Below are 19,724 nucleotides of genomic sequence, written 5' to 3'. Positions count from 1 at the left end.
AGGAAAATAATAAAAAATGGCTAGATAGCAGATCCCAAGGAGGGAGTATGGAAGAGACAAAAACAGCTGATGGAAATAGTGGCGTAGAAGAAACGGAAGAAAGTGGAAGCGTATTACAGTGGGACCGTCTTTCTCGTTTTAATCATATTATCTGGACAGTATTGGTTGGAACTCTTTTAGCGCGAACTACGTATTTTATGGCTTGGCCCTTTCTTATTGTCATTCTCTATCAAGATTTTAATGCGAGCGCAGTAACGGTAGGGGCTATTTTAGCTGGCTCAGCAGTGGTGGGGTCATTTACTGGGCTATATTCTGGTTGGTTATCTGATAAATTTGGCCGTAAGTGGGTGATGGTTTCTGGCTGTATTATTGCGGCGTTTTCCTATTCAGGAATTGGTATTGCGAACTCTATTTTTCAATTATTTTTTTTGGTCGGTATGTGCGGCTTAATGCGACCTATGATAGAAGCTCCTGCAAAGGCGGTGATTGGAGATAACCTAAACGATGACAAAGACAGAGAGCTAGCGCTTAATGTTCGTTATTTCTTGATTAATGTAGGTGGAGCAATTGGTCCTTTAATTGGTATTACTTTAGGTTTAGCTCATCCAAAAATATTGTTCTTAGTCACAGGAATTACCTATTTGGCTTTTGGTCTCTTTTTGTTTATCTCTTTTGCCAGAAGTAATAGCGAAACATTGCTGTCTAAAAGTACAGGTGATGTAACGTCCTTTTTCTCAACCGTTCGGATCATCAGTAAAGACAAGTTATTTATTAAATTGATTGCCGCAAATTTAATTATGATGTTTGTCTATGGTCAGTATGAATCGTCTATTCCCCAAGTAATTGTTCGTACGGATATTGTCGATGCTGCCAAGTTTATTAGTGGCTTGGTGTTAGTGAATACATTAACGATAGTGGTGTTGCAATTCCCAATGCTCAAGTTACTTGAAAATGTACCATTATTTACACGCACTCGGATTGGTATGGCGATGATGGCCTTGGCCCAAATTGCTTTCTTAATGGTGCCTATTGATTTTCCGGTTGGCTGGCTAATAGCATGTTTTATTTTAAGTGTGGGAGAGGTGATTGCTTTTCCAACCTTAAATGTGCAAATAGACCAATTAGCGCCTAAACATTTACGAGGTAGTTATTTTGGTGCCGCCGCGATTTACGGGCTAGGGTTTGCACTTGCTCCCCTCGTTGGTGGAGTGCTTATTCAACTTGGTGGTGCAACCCCTCTGTTTATTGCTTGTTTTGTTCTTTCTTTACTAATGATTGCTTTATATAAGTGGGCGGAGAAGGAAATTCCAAGTAATTAGTTTGGTGTTTATTTTGTCGAAAGGTAGGTCACTACCGCACTATGATCAGAGCCTGAAAACTGAGGTAATGCTTCACGTTTACAGATAAACAATGAAGGTTCCTCAGAATTTCTTATCCAAAAATGGTCAATAGCGATCTGTGCAAAAGTTGGGATAGGAATGCCTTTGATCTCTCTTGACCAACTTTGAACAGGGGCTGTTTGGTATTCTTTGTAAGCGTGTTTAAAGCGTTGTGTATTTGCAGATAAATTGAAATCACCAATAATTAAGGTATCAGCATAAGGGGAGTAATCTGCTAGGCGTTCTAAACTTCCTATAAGTGCATTTCTTTCATGCCAAAGTTGCTTGGTTCTTGGTGATGGTGGATGAGCAGTATATAAACTCACTGGGCGATGTTCACTGCTTTGCCATATACCGCTGATCATATAATGACCTGCTGGAGTATTCTGTGCTCTTAGATTCAATGGTTGTTTACTGATTATCATTTGCCCGCTTGGGTAGCCAAGTCCAGGTGTTCCTCCAAATTGATACGGATATTCATCTATTAACTCCATAAGTCGATCACCATGCCACGGTGCTGTTTCTTGAAGCACGACAAGATCAATATCATTATCTTTTAAATAGTCTAAAAAGGGAGTGAGATCAGGGTTGGTGTAATACAGATTATATTGAATTATAACAAGAGGGTTGTGGCACTTTTGGTTTGAGTAACTCGCTTGTGGGGACTGATAGAGCCAAGCAAAAAATAAGCTCAAAGCTAAGAAAGAATAAAAGTAATAGCGGCGCAATAATAAAACAATAAAAAGAAAGGCGTAACCAAAAGCAATGATACTTGGTATACCTAAAATGTTTTCTAACCACCAAATAGCGGGCACATAAGAGAGTGAAACCCAAAGTAGACTAGGTAAAATTAGTAGTGCAATCCAAAGTCCTTTTTTATGCATTTAGCCTCCATTTATTACTCTTATGCTTAAGACTGTTTAATTTGTCTTAGGTATTTAGTATGGGTGATAAATTAGAGATTTGCGCAAAATTATTAATATATTCAAATTAATAATGAACCACAGCGAATCATAAGTTTATCTTCAGTGAATCTTAAGTTTGATATGTGACACTCGCTTCATTCCCTAAGAGCCTGAAGGTATGCTTGTGTTGTCTAATTTGATTTCAAAACTTAAAAGCCAAAAAATAACCATGAAGATGGTGTCACTGATTACTTTGGTGTCCCTGTATTTTGCCGTGGTATTTAACTATCCAATTAATGAAAAGATTTATCTACTTTCTCAAGGTAATGGCCTTTTTCTGTTTCTAACACCTGCGATTCTTACTTGTGCTTTTATTATTATTTTCTCAATGATTGCTGTGCCTTACTTGTTCAAAGGTATTGTGATTATTTTGACTCTCACCTCTTCGATGGCGTTTTATGCCGCGTTGCAATACAACACCATGTTTGATTATGCGATGATCGAGAATATCTTTGAAACCAACGTTGGTGAAGCTTCCTCTTATTTAAGCTCGGCTTCTATCGGTTACTTTATTGTCTTTGGTGTGCTTCCATCATTGTTTCTATTAAAAGTAAAAGTGATCCGCAATGCTTCATGGGGTAAAGAGCTATTTCATCGTGCTGCATTAATGAGTGTTGCGATTGTGGGGCTGCTGCTGATTTCTGTTTTCTATTTTAAAGACTATGCCTCGATTGGTCGCAATAACTCGTATTTAAATAAAATGATTAACCCTGCCGATGCTTTCAATACGGTTAAGTACATTAATAATGAATATCTAACCGCACCTTTGGACTACATCACAATCGGTGAAGATGCAGAGGTAATTCCAGCGAAGAACGGTAAACCGACACTAATGGTAGTGTTAGTTGGTGAAACTGCTCGTGCGCAAAACAGTGCTTATAATGGATATGAAAGAGAAACTAATCCATACACCAAAGATCTTGGTTTGATTGCTTTTCAAAATGTGTCGTCGTGCGGAACAGCAACAGCCCACTCTTTGCCATGTATGTTCTCTAATATGGTGCGTACTAATTACAATAGAGACCGCGCCAATAACCAAGATGACGTATTAGACGTGTTGACTCATGCTGGTGTCAAATCGGTATGGATAGATAACGATGGTGGTGACAAAGCGGTTGCTAAGAACATTGAAAAAGTAATGATTAGCGATACCTCTTCAGATGAATTTTGTAATGGTTCAAGTTGTTATGATGAAGTGTTATTGCAAGGCTTAGATAAGCGAATTCAAAATACCACAGGTGACCAACTGTACGCACTGCATATGATTGGTAGCCATGGCCCAACGTATTGGAAGCGTTATCCTGAGAATATGGCAGTATTTACCCCTGCATGTAATCGTAGCGATATCGAAAACTGCAGTGATGAAGAGATCACCAATGTGTATGACAATACCTTAGTTTATACCGACTACGTAATTGCGCAGACGATTGCAAAGCTAAAAACGTATTCTGATAAATATAACGTAGTGATGCTATACATTTCAGATCACGGGGAATCGTTAGGTGAAAATGGGTTATACCTTCATGGAGCACCTTACATGATAGCGCCTAAAGAGCAGACTCATGTGCCTTTCTATGTTTGGATGAGCGATGATTATGCGAACCAAAAAGGCATAAATAAAGCCAGCGTTATTAGCAAGGCGGAAGCGGGTGGTTTTTCCCATGATAATTTGTTCCATACGCTACTTGGCTTATATGGTGTGAAGACTAGCGCGAAAGACAATAGTTTAGACATTATGGCGAACTAGTTAGAATTGAGTTCCTCAAATAAAGAAATGGGTTAATCATGAGAATGGTTAGCCCATTTTTGCTACTATCATTATATAAAATAATAAAGTGGTACTGAATAATGAAAATATTGCTAATAGAAGACTCTGAACACTTACGTCGTAGCTTAGTGGTGGGCCTGAGTAACCTTGGTTTTACTATTGATGAAACTGGCGACGGTTCAAAAGGGCTCTCGATGGCAATTACCAATGAGTATGACTTTATTATTTTAGATTTAATGCTTCCTAATGTTGATGGTATCACGCTATTAAAAAGCATTCGTAAAATGGGTAATGATGTAAAAGTGATTATCTTATCGGCAAAATCGCAGCCAGAAGATCGTGTTGAAGGCTTAATGTCTGGCGCTGATGATTATTTAGTTAAGCCGTTCTCGTTTGATGAACTGCATGCTCGTATCTTAACTGTTGCTCGTCGAGGGGTGGTGAAAAATAATGATGATCATGTGGAAATTGAAGGGTTTAGGCTTAATTTAGCAAAGAAAGAATTAGAGTTCTCAGGTCAATTGATTGAACTAACAAAAAATGAATACAAGATTGTCGAGTGTATGTTTCGTTCTCGCAATCAGGTTATGACGACAGAAAATATCAGTGATTATGTTATTGGCTCATTTGATTCAGTCTCGAAAAACACCATAGAATCACACTTATCCTCCATCCGAAAAAAAGCGAAAGCCGTTGGTGGCGAACTGCCAATAAAAAATAAACGAGGCTTTGGTTACTACGTGGAAAAACGCTCATGTACTCAATAAAAGATCGGTTGGTTAATGCGTTAACCGTGATCATTGGCATCATTTTATTGGTGGTTTTTTTATCTTTGGATTTTATTCTCGATGCTTGGGTTGATCAGCAATTCGACGATGCATTAGTGGAAAAATCAAACTACTTCAAATCCTTAGTTGAAGTGGAAAGTGATGGTATTGAGTTTGAATATCACAAAGGTTTTATGCCTCAATTTGAGAGAGAAGAAGAAGCTCAATACTTTCAGATTTGGTTAGGTGAGAGCACTTTTGCAAAGTCGCAATCTCTTACCTACTTTGATGATGTTGATCTGGATTATCAAGATGTACCTACCCACGAGAGTCGTATCTTTGATATTAAACTCCCTGATGGCAATATGGGAAAAGCTATCTCAGCTCGTTTCCAACCACAATTATCATCTGATGTAGATCCTACAGATGTGACTTATATTGAAACCATGTACTTAACCTTGGCGATCTCTAATCAACGAGTGAGTAATATTCTATTGATGGCAGATCTGTCTCTTATCTTTGTTTTTATTACTGCAATCTTTGGTATTCGAATGGTTGTGATAAAAGTGGTGGATAGAGAGTTAGATTCATTGTATTTGCTCAATAAAGAAATTTCAGAACTTGATGAAAATGCACAAGGTATTCAATCTAATCCAAAAGAAAGCAAAGAGATTTCACCTATTAGAAAAGAGCTCAATCGATATATTGAGTTGAATATTCAAAATGTAGCCAATGAAAAACGTCTTTCTTCCGATATTGCCCATGAGTTGAAAACACCGATTGCAGAGCTTATTAGTTTGAGTGAAATGAACATTCGTTTTCCTGATGATGTTCGTATTTCAGCGACTTACAAAGAAGATGTACTATCGATTTCGAATAATATGAAAACCATCGTCAATCAATTAATGGCATTAAGCCAAAGTGCATCAGGAAATTATGGGATTGAAAAGAAGGAAGTGGATGTTCGACTCTTGACTGAAGAGATCTGTGCAGAATTGCAGTTTAAGTATCCAACAATGGGAGAGAGAGTTGCTTTCTCTTCATCATTAGCCTCTCCAATGATTTATGTTGACCGTTTCAGCTTAGAAACGGTAGTTAAAAATTTATTAGATAACGCTCTATTTTATAGTGTAGAAGGGTCCATAGTGTCTGCGAGCATTGAAAAAGAGGGAGATGGAAGTATTGTGATTAAGATAAAAAATACGTCTTCTACTCCATTAACTCAATATGATCTTGAGAATATATTCAAACCTTTATATCAGGTAGATAAGTCAAGAACACATACCGATAGACATGGTTTGGGTTTATCTATTGTAAAGAATGTAGCTCAATTGAATGGTTATGATTTAATGGTCGATTATCAAGAGAATAAAGAGATCATATTTATGGTTGTGATACCGCAGGGGTAATGCTTATTAGCGTAGTCGTGTAATTGTCTTTATATTTAATAAAAAACCCAGCGAATAAGCTGGGTTTAGATAGATGAATTAATCATTATGTAATAACTAAGCATCAACACGATAAGAATCAAATAAGTAGCCATCAAAGTCATCAGAATCGGTATCTGATAACGATAGAAGGGCTTCTTTTACATTCTCCATATGTTGCCACATCGCTTCTTTTGCTTGTGCTGGGTTCTTTTTTTGCAAAGCTGAAAGGATCTTCGCGTGATCTTCCAAAAATTGAGAACGATATTCAGTGTCATCAATATGAGTATGGAGTTGAGCCCACATTTTACTGCGAGTTCGGCGCTCCCATGCAGCTTGAGCAACTTCAATGAGATAGTTATTTTGTGTTGCTTCTGCAATTAAAATATGGAAATCTTTGTCGTGATTGTATTCTTGATTACCTGATTCAACCGCGATTCTTTCTGCATCAAGTACCTGTTTCATACGATTAATTTGTACGCCAGTCACATTGGTGGCTGCAAACTCCGCGATATTACTTTCGAGTAATTGGCGAGCCTGAAGCATTTCAAATGTGCCGATATCATTACTGTCGTAGTTAGAGTTATCGTTACTGTTTGATGAGTAAGGGGAACTTGTATCATCAGGTAACGAGATAACATATACACCAGACCCTTTACGAACATCAACTAAGCCTTGAAGCTCTAGCATGATAATCGCATCTCGGATCGTAGTACGGCTGACGCCAAATTGCTCTGCAATATCTCGCTCTGTTGGCAGCCTGTCCCCTACCTGATATTTACTTGTTTTTAATTGCTCAATCAGATCCCTTCCAATTGAAACATATCGTCTGGTTATATTTTCCATAAGTACCTTATTTTGATGACTTATTGCTTTACGATTGTAACAAAGAATAAACGCGCATTATATTAATTTGTAAACCAATTTTAAATTGGTCTAGTGGGTCACAAAATAGAAAAGAGAGGCGCTAACCTCTCTTTGTTTTATGACGTAATCATGAGTTATTTTTTATGATTAAAGTCAGGGATTTCACTCCAACGTTTACGTAGGTGGTGCGCAGACATTTTAGGTTGGCGGTTTCGAGTAAATGCGCCTTTTTTGTTGCCATCTACGCGGATAATGCCTTCCCATGTTTGGAAATCAGCAAAGTTCCACATTTGTTCACCAACCAAGGCATCACAAGTATCAAAGGCATGATGTTGTTGATCTAAATACTCAACTTGATATTCTTCAGACCACTGCACGCTTGGCAACTTGTGAAGTCCCGGCATTGTATCTGCACCATATTCAGTGATAATTATTGGTTTACCTTCGGTTGCCCAGCCTGCTAATTCTTTAGCAAATGCTTTACCAGCATCACGCATTTCTAAACCACCCATGATGTACCAACCATAGTAACGGTTAAGACAGATCACATCGGCATATTGATGAGCATTACATTTGCCGTAAGGTGCCATCATAAAGTTAATGAACGTTAACGGGCGATTTTGTGGATCTTGAGTTCTTGCGTATTCAAAAATATCTTTAAAATATTCGTTAGACGCTTCTTGTGATGTATCTGGTTCATTTGATAATGACCACATAACAACGCACGGGTGGTTTTTATCACGGAGGATTAACTCATGAATTGCGTGTTTTTGATTTTCTTTGCCTTGACCTTTTACCGCTTCTTCTTCAAAGAAACTTACTGCTTTTTTGGTCGAATTACCAGAACCTGCATCAGCAATACCACCGCCTAATGAACCGCTACGCATCATATCCCATTGACCCACTGCTGGCGTTTCGTTGATAACAACAAGACCGCGACGGTTAGCCAGTTGCATAAATTCTTCAGCATAAGGGTAGTGAGAAGTACGAATTGAGTTTGCGTTGATCCAGTCAAGCAACTCCATATCACGTAGGTTAACCACTGGGTCATAACCACGGCCGCGGAACTCAGAGTCTTCGTGCTTACCAAAACCTTTGAAGTAAAATGGTTCATTGTTAATTAGGAATTGAGTGCCTTTTACTTCAACAGTACGTATACCAACCTCTAGAGGGTATTGGTCAATGATTTTACCATCAAGAACAATACTGGTTTCTAATGTGTATAAATAGCCTTTTCCTGGCTGCCATAATTGAACATTTTCAACAATTAACTGACCTTTATGGCCAACCGCCTCAGCAACTAAATTATCTTCTTTATCAAACAGCTTAACAATTAACTCACCACCATTAGTTTCCGCTTCGATATCAAAATCAACTTGACCTTGAGTGCCGGTATAGTTAGTTATTACGGTAATGTCGTTCACTCGGTGTTTTGGTAACGCCAGTAGTTTTACTGTGCGGTGTAGACCTGCGTAGTTAAAGAAATCAAAATAAGGTTTAACCTCACGAACGCCATCTTCGTATTTTGCAATATGGCCTGTCGGAATCGTAGACAGTGATAATTCATTATTAACGACAACGACGATTTTGTTTTTTTGATCAAATTTAACCACATCGTTTAGTAAACCAGAGAAAGGCATGTAACCGCCTTGGTGGCTTGTTACTTCAACACCATTAACCCAAACCACGGCACTGTGAGTTGCAGAGCCAAAACGGAGAAACACGTCTTTTTCTTGCCATTCTGAAGGGATGATTACATCTGTTTCGTACCAAACATCACCACAATGGTCACGGATCATTTTATCGGTAAAAATGTCATTATAGCTTGATGGTACTGCCATTTCGATAGTGTCTGTTAGACCATCTTTCCAATTGGATGTGCGGCCTTCATTTTTGCTATCAACTTTAAATTTCCAGATGCCAGAAATATCAGTAATGCGGCGTGTGGATGTGTCTTGTGGGTACAGGAATACAGACATTTTGCTTCTCTCCATGAGATATTATTTTGTAATAAATGTTGGCTTGTTAACCAGTTTATTTATTGGTATGCCAATTATGATAATTTAGGTTGACCAATAATAATGATGTCTAGATCACTATTTTGATTCTTTGTTTATTTTTAATTGAAAAAAGCGAGTTAGGGAGTATTTAAAATAGGAAGAGAAAGAAAAAGCACACTATAAAATATAGTATGCTTCTTATGTCATTAATAAAGTCAATAGCTAAAGTATATTAATGTCGTAGTGGAAGGTCAGTTTAATATCGTAGTAATCCAACTCATCACCTAAAGCCGAGCCCGTTCTATACTCTTTTGCTTTATTTAAGATTAGCGTTGTGCTTAATCCTTCAAATGCACCCTGAGGTTTATGAGTGATTAGTAAGTTTGCACCAATACCATCAACTTCAACGGCTTTTGTTTGGTCTTCATATCCATCCGTTTTTACAATGGCTATACCAGTTTGTAATGTCGGAGTCATTTGATAGAAGGTCCCCATTTGCCATGCAAACATATCGTGGTGGTTTCGATCAATGCTTTGGTCAAATGAAAAACCAAGGTCAGTATCAACGGCGGTGATTGAGTTGAGTTTAGTTCCCACTTTTCCAGCGGAACCAATTAATGTTAATCTGTCTTTATTGTAAGTTAATTGACCAGATAATAATGCGGTATCGTCATAGCCGTCACCCATCAATGAAGCATTGAGGTCTTTGGTATACCCTTCTAATTGAGCGTACAAGCCACGTAACTCAGCTTTCCAGAATGCGTTTGTATTATCAATATAGACTTGCTGGGCATTAAACATGTATTGGGTGCTGTGATCATTTTGATAACTGGCACCGACAGACAGTTCTGTTCCTGTTGCGGCTTTGTTATCCCAAACACCGGCTACATTGAACTTAGGGATTTCATCAATGATTGGATTTCCTTCCGCATCTCTACCTTGTACCGTTCCATGATCTTGCCAATCTGTATAATAGCCACCAGCATAGCGAGTAGAATAAGCACCATATAAATGGAATTTTTCTAGATCAACTTTTAATAAAGCACCTTCAGAAATAGAAGGAGTAGGACGAACAGAAGTGCGTTCAATTAATGGTACATAGTAATCAATATTGCCAGATGCATAGTCAGTACCGTAACGTCCGACTTTTAACTCAACACTATCAATGGGTTTTATATTGATTGAGCCGCTAACAAGCGTGAAGTCATCATGTCCATCAAGGTAAAATCGAGTGCTTTTAGATGGATCAGCATGCAGTTTTTGAGTGGTATAAACGGCGGCTTCTACATCTAACCAACTCAATAAGTTATGTGAGCGGTAGTTGAGCTCTGCATATTGAATCCATGCATCGACTTCTGGTCCATAACTACCAGATGCACTTGGTCGTTCAGCATTACGATATTCATTTTTTAGTTTTAAGACTAGCTTATGATCCAACGTATTTTGATTAAGGTAAGGGTTAGTATCATTGAGCGCATTTTCAACACCAGCAATAGCAGGGGCCTCTTTTAATTGTTGAATTTTTTCTTTGCTGACTTCTTTTGAACCAATAGTGACGGTTTCTTCAGCAAATACTGTTGCAGATTGACAAGTAGCAGCGGTAATGAGGGCTAATATTGATCTTTTAAAGGTCAACGTATTGAAATTAATAGAAATTGATTTTATATTCATTTTCGATCCTTGAGTATCCGTTATTTTTGGGTCCTGCTTGATAGCTACTGCAATAGCTATCAAGCTTTTTTATTACTACGCATTGACTGCGTTATCTGTAATTGGACTTTTCTTATCATTATCAATACCAGTCGTTGATTGATTTTTTTCGGTCGCTTTTTTATTTGCCTGGATTACTTTTTGGTATGTTTCAGGATCAAGAATCCATAATTTTTTATAGAGTAGATAGACACCGATGAACGTAATTGACGGGAAGCCAAAAATAAGGAATTGAAGACCTTGCTGGGTTAGTTCTGATTGTGATGGTAATGATGGGTCATAACCAATAATGCTGACACCTAATGCGGCGATAAATCCAGCACCTGCACCACCCACTTTTCTCATTAAAGAATATGATGCGTAAATAATACCTTCTTGACGGTTACCGGTTAGGTATTCATTGTAATCAATACAATCTGATACCTGGCCCCAAACCGCAGCGATAGGGATCATTATTCCAAACATCATTAGTGAATAGAAGACTAAGAAGATATAAGCATTTGATGATAAGAAAAAGGCGACACCGGATGTCAGGATTACAATAAGCGCACTTTTCATCATGAGGTCTTTAGTACCTAGTTTTGCTACCATCTTAGGTAAAACTAATGCCATTAAAACAATAATAACTAAGTCAATAACCCCAGTAATGCTCATAATCCATAAAGCGTTATCAAGGTTTTCTTTAATATAAAACATAAGAACAGAACCTAATGTAAACATCGCCAGTAACATTAAGAATGAAGCCAGAGAAACACACATTAATGGTTTATTATTAGGAATGGCTTTTAATGCTTGTAACGCAGAAACGGATTGGTTTGAAACGGTGCTTTTGACATTTTCTTTTATGCTAGAGTACGCAAATAAATGGCCAAAAATGGCAAAGCCAGATAGAGAAACCATCGCAATTAAGTAACCAGTTTCCAAGTTGTCTGCATACATAGCAAGAATAACAGGAACAACAAACTTACATAATGCGCTGCCAACAACGCCACCTAATGAACGAAATGCAGATAAAGAAGCTCGCTCTTCAGGATCTTGAGTCATTACCGAGGCGACTGAGCCAAAAGGAATATTTACGAAAGTATATGCCATACCCCAAGTAATATAAGTAAGGTATGCCCATGCTAATGTTTGCCCATCAGATAAGCTTTCTGGAGACCAAAACATCAATATAGAGGCCACACCGAGAATCCAACAACCACGTAAGATAAAAGGCTTAAATTTATCGCCTTTGCCTTGATGTTTAGAAAATAATTTATCGGCAAAAGCACCCATCATAGGATCATTGATACCATCCCATATTCTGGCGATCAGAAATAAAGTACCAGCGGCCGCTGCGGTAATACCTAATACATCCACGTAGTACACTAGGAGGAAAGTTGCAGACATACCGAAACTTGCCATATTAGCCATATCTCCTATGGCATATCCTATTTTGTTACGAAAGGTTAGTGTTTTCATAAATTCATTCTCGTAGGGTTAGAGGTGGTACCTAATCCATTTAGGTACCAATGCTTCTATTTATTAAACAGAGCTCGTTTTAATCCCAGTTCAAGACCGCGGACTTCTGCGAGTCCCTTTAATCGGCCGATACAGGAATAGCCCGGATTGGTTTTTTTCTTCAGGTCATCAATCATTTGGTGTCCATGATCGGGTCTCATTGGAATTGAGCGTGTATCTCCTTTTGCTAAGCGTTTTTCTTCTTCAGTAATTAATGCTTTAACCACTTCATACATGTCAACGTCACCTTCTAGGTGAGCAGCTTCATGAAAGCTCATTTGGTTCTCTTCACGTTGAGTCGAGCGTAGATGAGTGAAATAAATACGATCGCCATGTTTATTGATCATATTGACTAAATCGTTATCTCCACGAACCCCGTAAGAACCTGTACACATTGTGATGCCATTCATCATGCTTGGTACTGCATTGGTCAACCAATCAATATCTTCAATGGTTGATACAATACGAGGTAAGCCTAAAATTGGACGTGGTGGATCGTCTGGATGAACCGCCAGTTTCAAACCATATTTCTCACAAACAGGGACTAATTCACGTAGGAAAGCCGCCATATTTTCACGTAAAATATCTTTAGTGATATCTTGATAACGGTCTAGTTGAGTCTGGAATTCTTCTAAGGTGTAACCCTCTTCAGCCCCTGGTAAACCAGCAATAATATTATCCGTTAGCTTTTTAATATCTGCGTCAGACATTGCGTTAAAGTATTCTGTCGCTTGTTGCTTTTCTTCAGCCGTATAATCTTTGTCTGCGTTAGGGCGCTTTAAGATAAATAATTCAAAAGCGGCGAAAGCGATTTGATCAAAACGCAAGGCTTTAGAACCATCTGCCATTTCAAATTCAAGATCCGTTCGTGTCCAATCGAGTATTGGCATGAAGTTGTAACACACAGTATCAATACCGCATTCAGCAAGATTAATAATGCTTTGCTTATAGTTTTCAATCCATTGTACGTAGTTTCCAGAACGTGTTTTGATTTCTTCATGAACAGGAATACTTTCAACAACAGACCAAGTCATTCCCATTTTTTCAATGGTTTCTTTGCGTTTCAATATTTCAGAAACTGACCATACCTGACCGTTTAGAATATGATGAAGAGCGGTAACAATACCTGTTGCGCCAGCTTGTTTTATATCAGATAAGGCTACTGGGTCTGAGTCCCCATACCATCTCCACGTTTGTTCCATGATTACCTCGATTTTTATAATTGGTGTTGTGGGAGCGTTGTTTTGTTGCAGTGGATAATAGGGAAGGATTTTTAACCGAGCAATTAAAAATGATCAATTGGTTGACCTAATTCGCAATAATATTTAATTTTGGTATACCAATGTGTTTTTTGTGATGTACCACAAAGACTAGGGTTATTTTTTCAACTAAATTACGAGGATATTATGGTTCTGTAGACCAAACTGGCGTTGGCCAAGCACATTCACCGGAGTTTTTATGAATATATCGACCATTACCCTTCCTGCTTCCGTTATTCAACCAACGTTTAATCGTGATGCTTTGTTACCACGTATTGTACATTTAGGGTTTGGCGCATTTCACCGCGCTCACCAAGCATTAATTACCAATGAGATGCTTGAAAAAACAGGCAGTAACTGGGGGATCTGTGAGATTAACTTATTTGGTGGTGAGGATCTTATTCATTCATTACGTGAGCAAAATCATTTATATACGGTAATGGAAAAGGGTGAAAATAAAAATACCGTTAAACTTATTGGCTCGGTTATTGAGTCAATTCATCCACAATTAGAAAGCAGTGATGCAGTACTTGCTAAAATGGCAGAAGAGCAAGTTGCTATTGTTTCTATGACCATTACCGAAAAAGGATATTGCTGTGATCCAAACACAGGCCAGCTCGATAGTGAGAACGGATTAATTCAGCATGATGTTCAATCTCCTCGCAAACCACAATCGGCAATTGGTTATATTGTAGAAGCATTACGCTTACGTAAAGAGGCGGGAATTACGCCATTTACCGTTATGTCATGTGATAATGTGCAAAATAATGGCAAGGTTGCAAAGGCGGCTGTGATTGGTTTTGCAAAGTTGGTTGACCAAAACTTGGCTGAGTGGATAGAAGCAAATGTTACTTTCCCTTGCACCATGGTTGATCGCATTGTTCCTGCAATTACGGATGAAACGTTAGCGCAATTAACTTCTGAATTAACCATTGAAGATCCGTGTGGTATTGCTTGTGAAGAGTTTAGACAATGGGTAATTGAAGATAATTTTGTCAATGGTCGTCCTGAATGGAATGTCGCTGGTGCAGAGTTTGTTGACGATGTGGTTCCTTATGAAGAGATGAAGCTGAGAATGTTAAATGGTTCCCACTCGTTCTTAGCGTATTTAGGTTATTTAGGTGGGTATGCTCATATATCCGATACGATGACAAATGATGACTATCGTGTTGCGGCATACCAATTAATGATGACAGAACAAGCGCCTACATTGTCATTAGCAAAAGAGGTAGATTTAAACGATTATGCGACATTATTGATTCACCGTTTTACTAACCCTGCTTTAAAGCATCAAACGTGGCAAATAGCGATGGATGGTAGCCAAAAATTACCTCAACGTATGGTTGAATCTATTCACCATCATATTGAAAAAGGCACTGACTATAGCCTATTAACTTTAGGAGTGGCAGGTTGGATCCGATACGTTGGTGAGCAAGACGAAAACCAGCAAGTGATTGATGTAAGAGATCCTATGCTTGATAACCTTCGTGCTATATATCGTGATTATGGTCATTCGGTTGAGGTCGTATTGCCATTATTACAAATGAGTTCTATTTTTGGCCATTTAGCTGAGAACTCAAGTTTTGTTTCTTTAGTTCAATCCGCTTATCAGAAGTTGTTAGGGAATGGCGCAAAAGCAACGGTAGCGGCTTACGCTCGTGCTAAATAGGAGCGGTGAATGAAACCTTTTTTATGTGAAGACTTTTTACTGAGTAATCAAACAGCAAAAGATTTATATCATCATTTTGCTAAAGCATTGCCAATTGTCGATTATCATTGCCATTTAGATCCTCAAGCGATAGCTCAAGATCGACAGTTTGATAACCTTTCCCAGATTTGGCTTGAAGGTGATCATTATAAATGGCGTGCGATGCGCGCTGCTGGTATTTCAGAGTCACTGATTACGGGTAAAGACAGTTCTGATTTTGATAAGTTTATGGCGTGGTCACAAACGGTGCCACAAACGCTAGGAAACCCATTATATCATTGGACTCACTTAGAGCTTCGTCGTCCATTTGGGATCTCAAATACAGTATTAAATCCGACCACGGCAGAAACAATTTGGCAGCAAGCGAATGAGCTATTATCTACACCGTCATTCTCAGCTCGCGGCATCATGAAGCAAATGAACGTTAGCATGGTAGGCACAACGGATGATCCGCTTGATACGCTTGAGCACCACCAAGCTATTGCACAAGATACGAGCTTTGATGTTCAAGTTTTACCAAGTTGGCGACCAGATAAAGCGTTCAAAATTGAATTAGAAGGCTTTGTTGATTATATCCAACAGTTGTCTCAAGTCGCTGATGTTGAGATTAATCATTTTTCAGATTTACAAACCGCGTTATTAAAGCGATTAGAGCACTTTGATTTGCATGGCTGTCGTAGTGCCGATCATGGTATTGAAGTGGTTAGATACGCAGATATTCCAGCATCACATACTTTAGACTTGTTATTGTCACGTCGCTTAAAAAGCGAAACATTAACAGAGTTAGAGATAGCTCAATTTTCAACAGCCGTTCAAGTGTGGCTTGGCAAGCAATACGCTCGTCTTGGTTGGGTAATGCAACTGCATATCGGCGCTCAGCGTAATAACAGTACACGTATGTTTAGGTTATTAGGCGCAGATGCAGGGTTTGACTCTATTGGTGACCAGCTTGTTGCTCTCCCTTTATCTAGATTGTTAGATTCAATGGACATCAGCAATGAACTACCAAAAACCATTTTATACTGCTTAAACCCAAGAGATAACGAAGTACTTGCAACCATGATGGGGAACTTCCAAGGTGGTGGAATCGCAGGGAAAATTCAGTTTGGTTCTGGATGGTGGTTTAACGATCAAAAAGACGGCATGATTCGTCAAATAGAGCAATTGTCGCAATTGGGTTTATTAAGTCATTTTGTTGGCATGCTAACGGATTCTCGTAGCTTTTTATCTTATACGCGCCATGAATATTTCCGTCGTATTTTGTGTAATATTGTAGGTACTTGGGCTGAAAATGGTGAAGTTCCTGATGATATGCAAATGTTAGGTGAGCTGATCACTCGAGTTTGTTACACCAATGCTAATGCGTATTTTAATCTGAAAGACAAAGCGGCTTCATAGGTGAATACGATGAAAAAAATAGCAATTATCGGCGAATGCATGATCGAATTAAATGGTCAGCCTTTTTCAACCATGCAACAAAGTTTTGGCGGCGATAGTCTTAATTCAGCATTATATCTTTCGCGTTGTATGAAAGATCAAGTTGAAGTGAATTACGTTACCGCGATGGGGTGTGATGCTCTGTCTGAAGGGGTCGTATCTCGCTGGAAAGAGGAAGGAATACATACGCAATGGGTGATGAAAGATGAAAAACGTCAACCGGGATTGTATTTAATTCAACTTGATGAACAAGGTGAGCGTACTTTCTTGTACTGGCGTAATAATTCAGCTGCACGTTATTTAGTACAGCATCCGAGCTTTAAACAAGTATCTCAAGATCTTGAAGGGGTCGACTGGATTTATTTGAGTGGTATTAGTTTGGCTATTTTGCCACACGTTGATCGTCTTGCTTTGATTAGTCGTTTACAGGAACTACAACAGCAAGGGGTTAAGATTGCTTTTGATACCAACTATCGCCCTGCCTTGTGGGAAAACCATGAATCTGCTCGTTTAGTTTACAACGCGATGTTTGAAATTACAGAATTGGCGTTAGTTACTAATGATGATGAACAGCATTTATGGGGCGACAGTAATGAACAAGCGACGCTAAAACGATTACACAATTCTGGTGTAAAACAAGCGGTCGTAAAGATGGGAGCTAATGGCAATCTTTATTCAGTTCAAGGTCAACCTGAGATGACGGTTCCCGCGTGTCCGGTTGATAAAGTGATAGATACGACGTCAGCAGGCGATGCGTTTAATGCAGGCTTTATGGCTGGCGTACTTGCAGGTAAATCAGCGGAAGAATCATCACAGCAAGGTCACCAACTGGCCAGTGTGGTTATTCAGCACAAAGGCGCGATAATTTCGCAACAATCCATGCAGCACATTAATTTTACGATTTAATTGAAATTCATAAATAGGATATTACATGAGCCATATTTCACAACAACTTGCACAAGTTAAAATTATTCCTGTTATTGCGCTAGATAACGCAGAAGACATTATTCCACTAGGAAAAACATTGGCAGAAAATGGTTTGCCTGCGGCTGAAATTACATTTCGGTCAGATGCGGCTGTTGAAGCTATTCATCTATTACGTCAAGCGCAACCAGATATGCTTATTGGTGCAGGTACGGTACTAAATAGAGAGCAAGCGATTGCAGCAAAAGAAGCCGGGGCAACGTTTGTTGTCTCTCCTGGTTTTAATATCAATACCGTAAAAGCCTGCCAAGAAATTGGTATTGAGATCATTCCTGGTGTAAATAACCCAAGTACGGTTGAAGCAGCATTAGAAGCAGGATTAACGACGCTAAAATTTTTCCCAGCAGAAGCGTCAGGTGGGATTAATATGCTTAAATCGCTGTTAGGCCCTTATGGTCAAATTCAGTTAATGCCAACTGGTGGGATTAATGTGAATAACGTAAAAGACTATTTAGCCATTGATGGTGTTTATGCGTGTGGCGGTACGTGGATGGTTGATAAGAAGATGATCAATGAAGGTCGTTGGGAAGAGATTGGCAGACTAGCAAGAGAAGCGGCAGATTTAGTGAAATAGTCATTAGGCTGTTATAAATAATAAAGAAAAGGAGCAATTATGCTCCTTTTTCTTTTTTATTAGATAATAAATAATTGATATTTTTGATTATTAAATATAACCACAAAGCTCTGAATAATCATTATTTATACACTATAATCGGGACTAACATAATAAAAATACTCTTTAATGGATAAAGGAAAAACAGATGAAAAAGTGGTTGTTATTGCTCAATAGCCTAATACTTTCTTTTAGCGTTCATGCTGCAGATACATGGAAAGAAATAGAACAAAAAGCCAAAGGACAAACAGTATATTTCCACGCATGGGGGGGAAGCCAAGAGATAAATAATTACCTTCGTTGGGCAGATAAAGAGCTACAGAGTAATTATGGTGTCACGCTAAAACACGTAAAAGTGGGTGATATTGCAGAAAGTACGTCACGTTTATTGGCTGAAAAAACCGCAGGGAAAAATGACGGTGGCAGTGTTGATATGGTTTGGATTAATGGTGAAAACTTTAAATCCATGAAGAATAACCAACTGTTGTTTGGTCCATTTGTTAATCAGTTACCAAGCTGGGAGTTTGTGAATAAAACGCTTCCTGTAGACAGTGATTTTTCTGAGCCAACGTTAGGTTTAGAAGCCCCGTGGGGTGTGGGGCAACTTGTATTTATTCATGACAAGCAAACATTAAGTAATCCGCCACAATCTTTTGCTGAACTGCTTAGTTACAGCAAAGCCTTTCCAAATAGAATTACTTATCCTAAGCCGCCAGAATTTCATGGTACGAGTTTCTTAAAAGCGCTATTAATTGAGTTAACCAATAACAACCCTCAGTTAATGAAGCCAGTAGAGCAAGCGAACTTTACTGAGGTCACACAACCATTATGGATGTATCTGGATGAATTGCATCAAACGGCATGGCGCAAAGGTAAGCAGTTCCCATCAGGTACGGCACAATCATTACAATTATTAGATGACGGTCAGATTGATCTTGCGGTTACGTTTAATCCAAATGAAGTCTTTTCTGCACAAGCGAGTGGTAAGTTAGCAGACACCACAGAAACCTACGCAATGGAAGCGGGGGCACTGTCTAATATTCATTTCTTAGCTATCCCATGGAATGCATCAGCAAAAGAGGGCGCTCAAGTAGCGATTAACTTTTTACTGAGCCCTGAAGCACAGTCTCGTAAAGGTGATTTAAGTGTTTGGGGCGATCCATCAGTGCTGTCGTCACAGTATTTAACGGGCTCAGTGAAGAATACGAAGCTATTTAAATCTTTAGCAGAACCACATCCAAGCTGGCAGGTGGCGTTAGAGAAAGAGTGGCTAGTTCGTTACGGAAAGTAAAAATAATATAAATCATTATAAAATGCTCGTTTTAAATCTATATGCTTTA

15 protein-coding genes are annotated in these 19,724 nt (G+C 38.7%); 9 read left to right on the top strand and 6 right to left on the bottom strand.

What is annotated here, in order from left to right; translation table 11 throughout:
- Positions 1–47: 47 nt before the first annotated feature.
- Complete coding sequence (locus tag AC2INI_RS14405; RefSeq protein ID WP_486306188.1) at positions 48–1,319, top strand: MDR family MFS transporter; 1,272 nt, start codon at positions 48–50, stop codon at positions 1,317–1,319.
- A gap of 8 nt (positions 1,320–1,327) precedes the next feature.
- Here AC2INI_RS14405 and AC2INI_RS14400 read toward each other — a convergent pair whose 3' ends face one another.
- On the bottom strand, positions 1,328–2,263 hold the full coding sequence (locus tag AC2INI_RS14400) for an endonuclease/exonuclease/phosphatase family protein (protein ID WP_486306187.1): 936 nt from the start codon (positions 2,261–2,263) through the stop codon (positions 1,328–1,330).
- 199 nt (positions 2,264–2,462) lie between these two features.
- Here AC2INI_RS14400 and AC2INI_RS14395 point away from each other — a divergent pair, with 199 nt between their 5' ends.
- From AC2INI_RS14395 to AC2INI_RS14385, 3 genes are all read left to right on the top strand, one after another.
- On the top strand, positions 2,463–4,091 hold the full coding sequence (locus tag AC2INI_RS14395; RefSeq protein ID WP_486306186.1) for a phosphoethanolamine transferase: 1,629 nt from the start codon (positions 2,463–2,465) through the stop codon (positions 4,089–4,091).
- A gap of 101 nt (positions 4,092–4,192) precedes the next feature.
- On the top strand, positions 4,193–4,879 hold the full coding sequence (locus tag AC2INI_RS14390; RefSeq protein ID WP_486306185.1) for a response regulator transcription factor: 687 nt from the start codon (positions 4,193–4,195) through the stop codon (positions 4,877–4,879).
- Positions 4,867–6,288, top strand: coding sequence for a sensor histidine kinase (locus AC2INI_RS14385; protein ID WP_486306184.1), 1,422 nt, complete (start codon positions 4,867–4,869; stop codon positions 6,286–6,288). Before AC2INI_RS14390 ends, AC2INI_RS14385 begins: the two co-directional genes overlap by 13 nt.
- 96 nt (positions 6,289–6,384) lie before the next feature.
- Here AC2INI_RS14385 and AC2INI_RS14380 read toward each other — a convergent pair whose 3' ends face one another.
- The 5 genes from AC2INI_RS14380 to uxuA all read right to left on the bottom strand — a co-directional run bounded on the left by AC2INI_RS14380 (position 6,385) and on the right by uxuA (position 13,585).
- The gene (locus tag AC2INI_RS14380; protein WP_486306183.1) at positions 6,385–7,152 is read right to left on the bottom strand and encodes an FCD domain-containing protein; all 768 of its coding nucleotides are present in this window, start codon (positions 7,150–7,152) and stop codon (positions 6,385–6,387) included.
- A gap of 155 nt (positions 7,153–7,307) precedes the next feature.
- Positions 7,308–9,152, bottom strand: a complete 1,845-nt coding sequence (uidA, locus tag AC2INI_RS14375; RefSeq protein ID WP_486306182.1) for a beta-glucuronidase — start codon at positions 9,150–9,152, stop codon at positions 7,308–7,310.
- Positions 9,153–9,395: 243 nt separating this feature from the next.
- Positions 9,396–10,844, bottom strand: a complete 1,449-nt coding sequence (locus AC2INI_RS14370) for an OprD family porin (RefSeq protein WP_486306181.1) — start codon at positions 10,842–10,844, stop codon at positions 9,396–9,398.
- A gap of 75 nt (positions 10,845–10,919) precedes the next feature.
- Positions 10,920–12,344: a glycoside-pentoside-hexuronide (GPH):cation symporter gene (locus AC2INI_RS14365; protein ID WP_486306180.1), complete on the bottom strand. Its 1,425-nt coding sequence runs from the start codon at positions 12,342–12,344 to the stop codon at positions 10,920–10,922.
- A gap of 56 nt (positions 12,345–12,400) precedes the next feature.
- Entirely contained in the window at positions 12,401–13,585 is a 1,185-nt protein-coding gene (uxuA, locus tag AC2INI_RS14360) for a mannonate dehydratase (protein ID WP_486306179.1), read from the bottom strand.
- 256 nt (positions 13,586–13,841) lie between these two features.
- On the opposite strand from uxuA, the gene AC2INI_RS14355 reads away from it, so the two are divergent.
- The 5 genes from AC2INI_RS14355 to AC2INI_RS14335 all read left to right on the top strand — a co-directional run bounded on the left by AC2INI_RS14355 (position 13,842) and on the right by AC2INI_RS14335 (position 19,675).
- Complete coding sequence (locus AC2INI_RS14355; RefSeq protein WP_486306178.1) at positions 13,842–15,311, top strand: mannitol dehydrogenase family protein; 1,470 nt, start codon at positions 13,842–13,844, stop codon at positions 15,309–15,311.
- A gap of 9 nt (positions 15,312–15,320) precedes the next feature.
- Positions 15,321–16,748, top strand: coding sequence for a glucuronate isomerase (uxaC, locus tag AC2INI_RS14350; RefSeq protein ID WP_486306177.1), 1,428 nt, complete (start codon positions 15,321–15,323; stop codon positions 16,746–16,748).
- A 9-nt stretch (positions 16,749–16,757) separates the two neighbouring features.
- A complete protein-coding gene (locus AC2INI_RS14345; protein ID WP_486306176.1) occupies positions 16,758–17,693 on the top strand; it encodes a sugar kinase in 936 nt (311 codons plus the stop codon).
- 25 nt (positions 17,694–17,718) lie between these two features.
- Positions 17,719–18,345, top strand: a complete 627-nt coding sequence (locus tag AC2INI_RS14340) for a bifunctional 4-hydroxy-2-oxoglutarate aldolase/2-dehydro-3-deoxy-phosphogluconate aldolase (protein ID WP_486306175.1) — start codon at positions 17,719–17,721, stop codon at positions 18,343–18,345.
- Positions 18,346–18,532: 187 nt separating this feature from the next.
- Positions 18,533–19,675, top strand: coding sequence for an ABC transporter substrate-binding protein (locus tag AC2INI_RS14335; protein ID WP_486306174.1), 1,143 nt, complete (start codon positions 18,533–18,535; stop codon positions 19,673–19,675).
- Positions 19,676–19,724 lie beyond the last annotated feature (49 nt).

The organism is Aliivibrio friggae (genome assembly GCF_057368515.1).
This window is presented reverse-complemented; position numbering and strand designations above follow the sequence as displayed.

What these genes read in the sequence shown, in the direction of transcription:
- AC2INI_RS14405 (WP_486306188.1), top strand. Translation starts at nt 48, where the DNA reads ATGGAAGAGACAAAAACAGCTGATGGAAATAGTGGCGTAGAAGAAACG.
- AC2INI_RS14400 (WP_486306187.1), bottom strand. Translation starts at nt 2,263, where the DNA reads ATGCATAAAAAAGGACTTTGGATTGCACTACTAATTTTACCTAGTCTA.
- AC2INI_RS14395 (WP_486306186.1), top strand. Translation starts at nt 2,463, where the DNA reads ATGCTTGTGTTGTCTAATTTGATTTCAAAACTTAAAAGCCAAAAAATA.
- AC2INI_RS14390 (WP_486306185.1), top strand. Translation starts at nt 4,193, where the DNA reads ATGAAAATATTGCTAATAGAAGACTCTGAACACTTACGTCGTAGCTTA.
- AC2INI_RS14385 (WP_486306184.1), top strand. Translation starts at nt 4,867, where the DNA reads ATGTACTCAATAAAAGATCGGTTGGTTAATGCGTTAACCGTGATCATT.
- AC2INI_RS14380 (WP_486306183.1), bottom strand. Translation starts at nt 7,152, where the DNA reads ATGGAAAATATAACCAGACGATATGTTTCAATTGGAAGGGATCTGATT.
- uidA (WP_486306182.1), bottom strand. Translation starts at nt 9,152, where the DNA reads ATGTCTGTATTCCTGTACCCACAAGACACATCCACACGCCGCATTACT.
- AC2INI_RS14370 (WP_486306181.1), bottom strand. Translation starts at nt 10,844, where the DNA reads ATGAATATAAAATCAATTTCTATTAATTTCAATACGTTGACCTTTAAA.
- AC2INI_RS14365 (WP_486306180.1), bottom strand. Translation starts at nt 12,344, where the DNA reads ATGAAAACACTAACCTTTCGTAACAAAATAGGATATGCCATAGGAGAT.
- uxuA (WP_486306179.1), bottom strand. Translation starts at nt 13,585, where the DNA reads ATGGAACAAACGTGGAGATGGTATGGGGACTCAGACCCAGTAGCCTTA.
- AC2INI_RS14355 (WP_486306178.1), top strand. Translation starts at nt 13,842, where the DNA reads ATGAATATATCGACCATTACCCTTCCTGCTTCCGTTATTCAACCAACG.
- uxaC (WP_486306177.1), top strand. Translation starts at nt 15,321, where the DNA reads ATGAAACCTTTTTTATGTGAAGACTTTTTACTGAGTAATCAAACAGCA.
- AC2INI_RS14345 (WP_486306176.1), top strand. Translation starts at nt 16,758, where the DNA reads ATGAAAAAAATAGCAATTATCGGCGAATGCATGATCGAATTAAATGGT.
- AC2INI_RS14340 (WP_486306175.1), top strand. Translation starts at nt 17,719, where the DNA reads ATGAGCCATATTTCACAACAACTTGCACAAGTTAAAATTATTCCTGTT.
- AC2INI_RS14335 (WP_486306174.1), top strand. Translation starts at nt 18,533, where the DNA reads ATGAAAAAGTGGTTGTTATTGCTCAATAGCCTAATACTTTCTTTTAGC.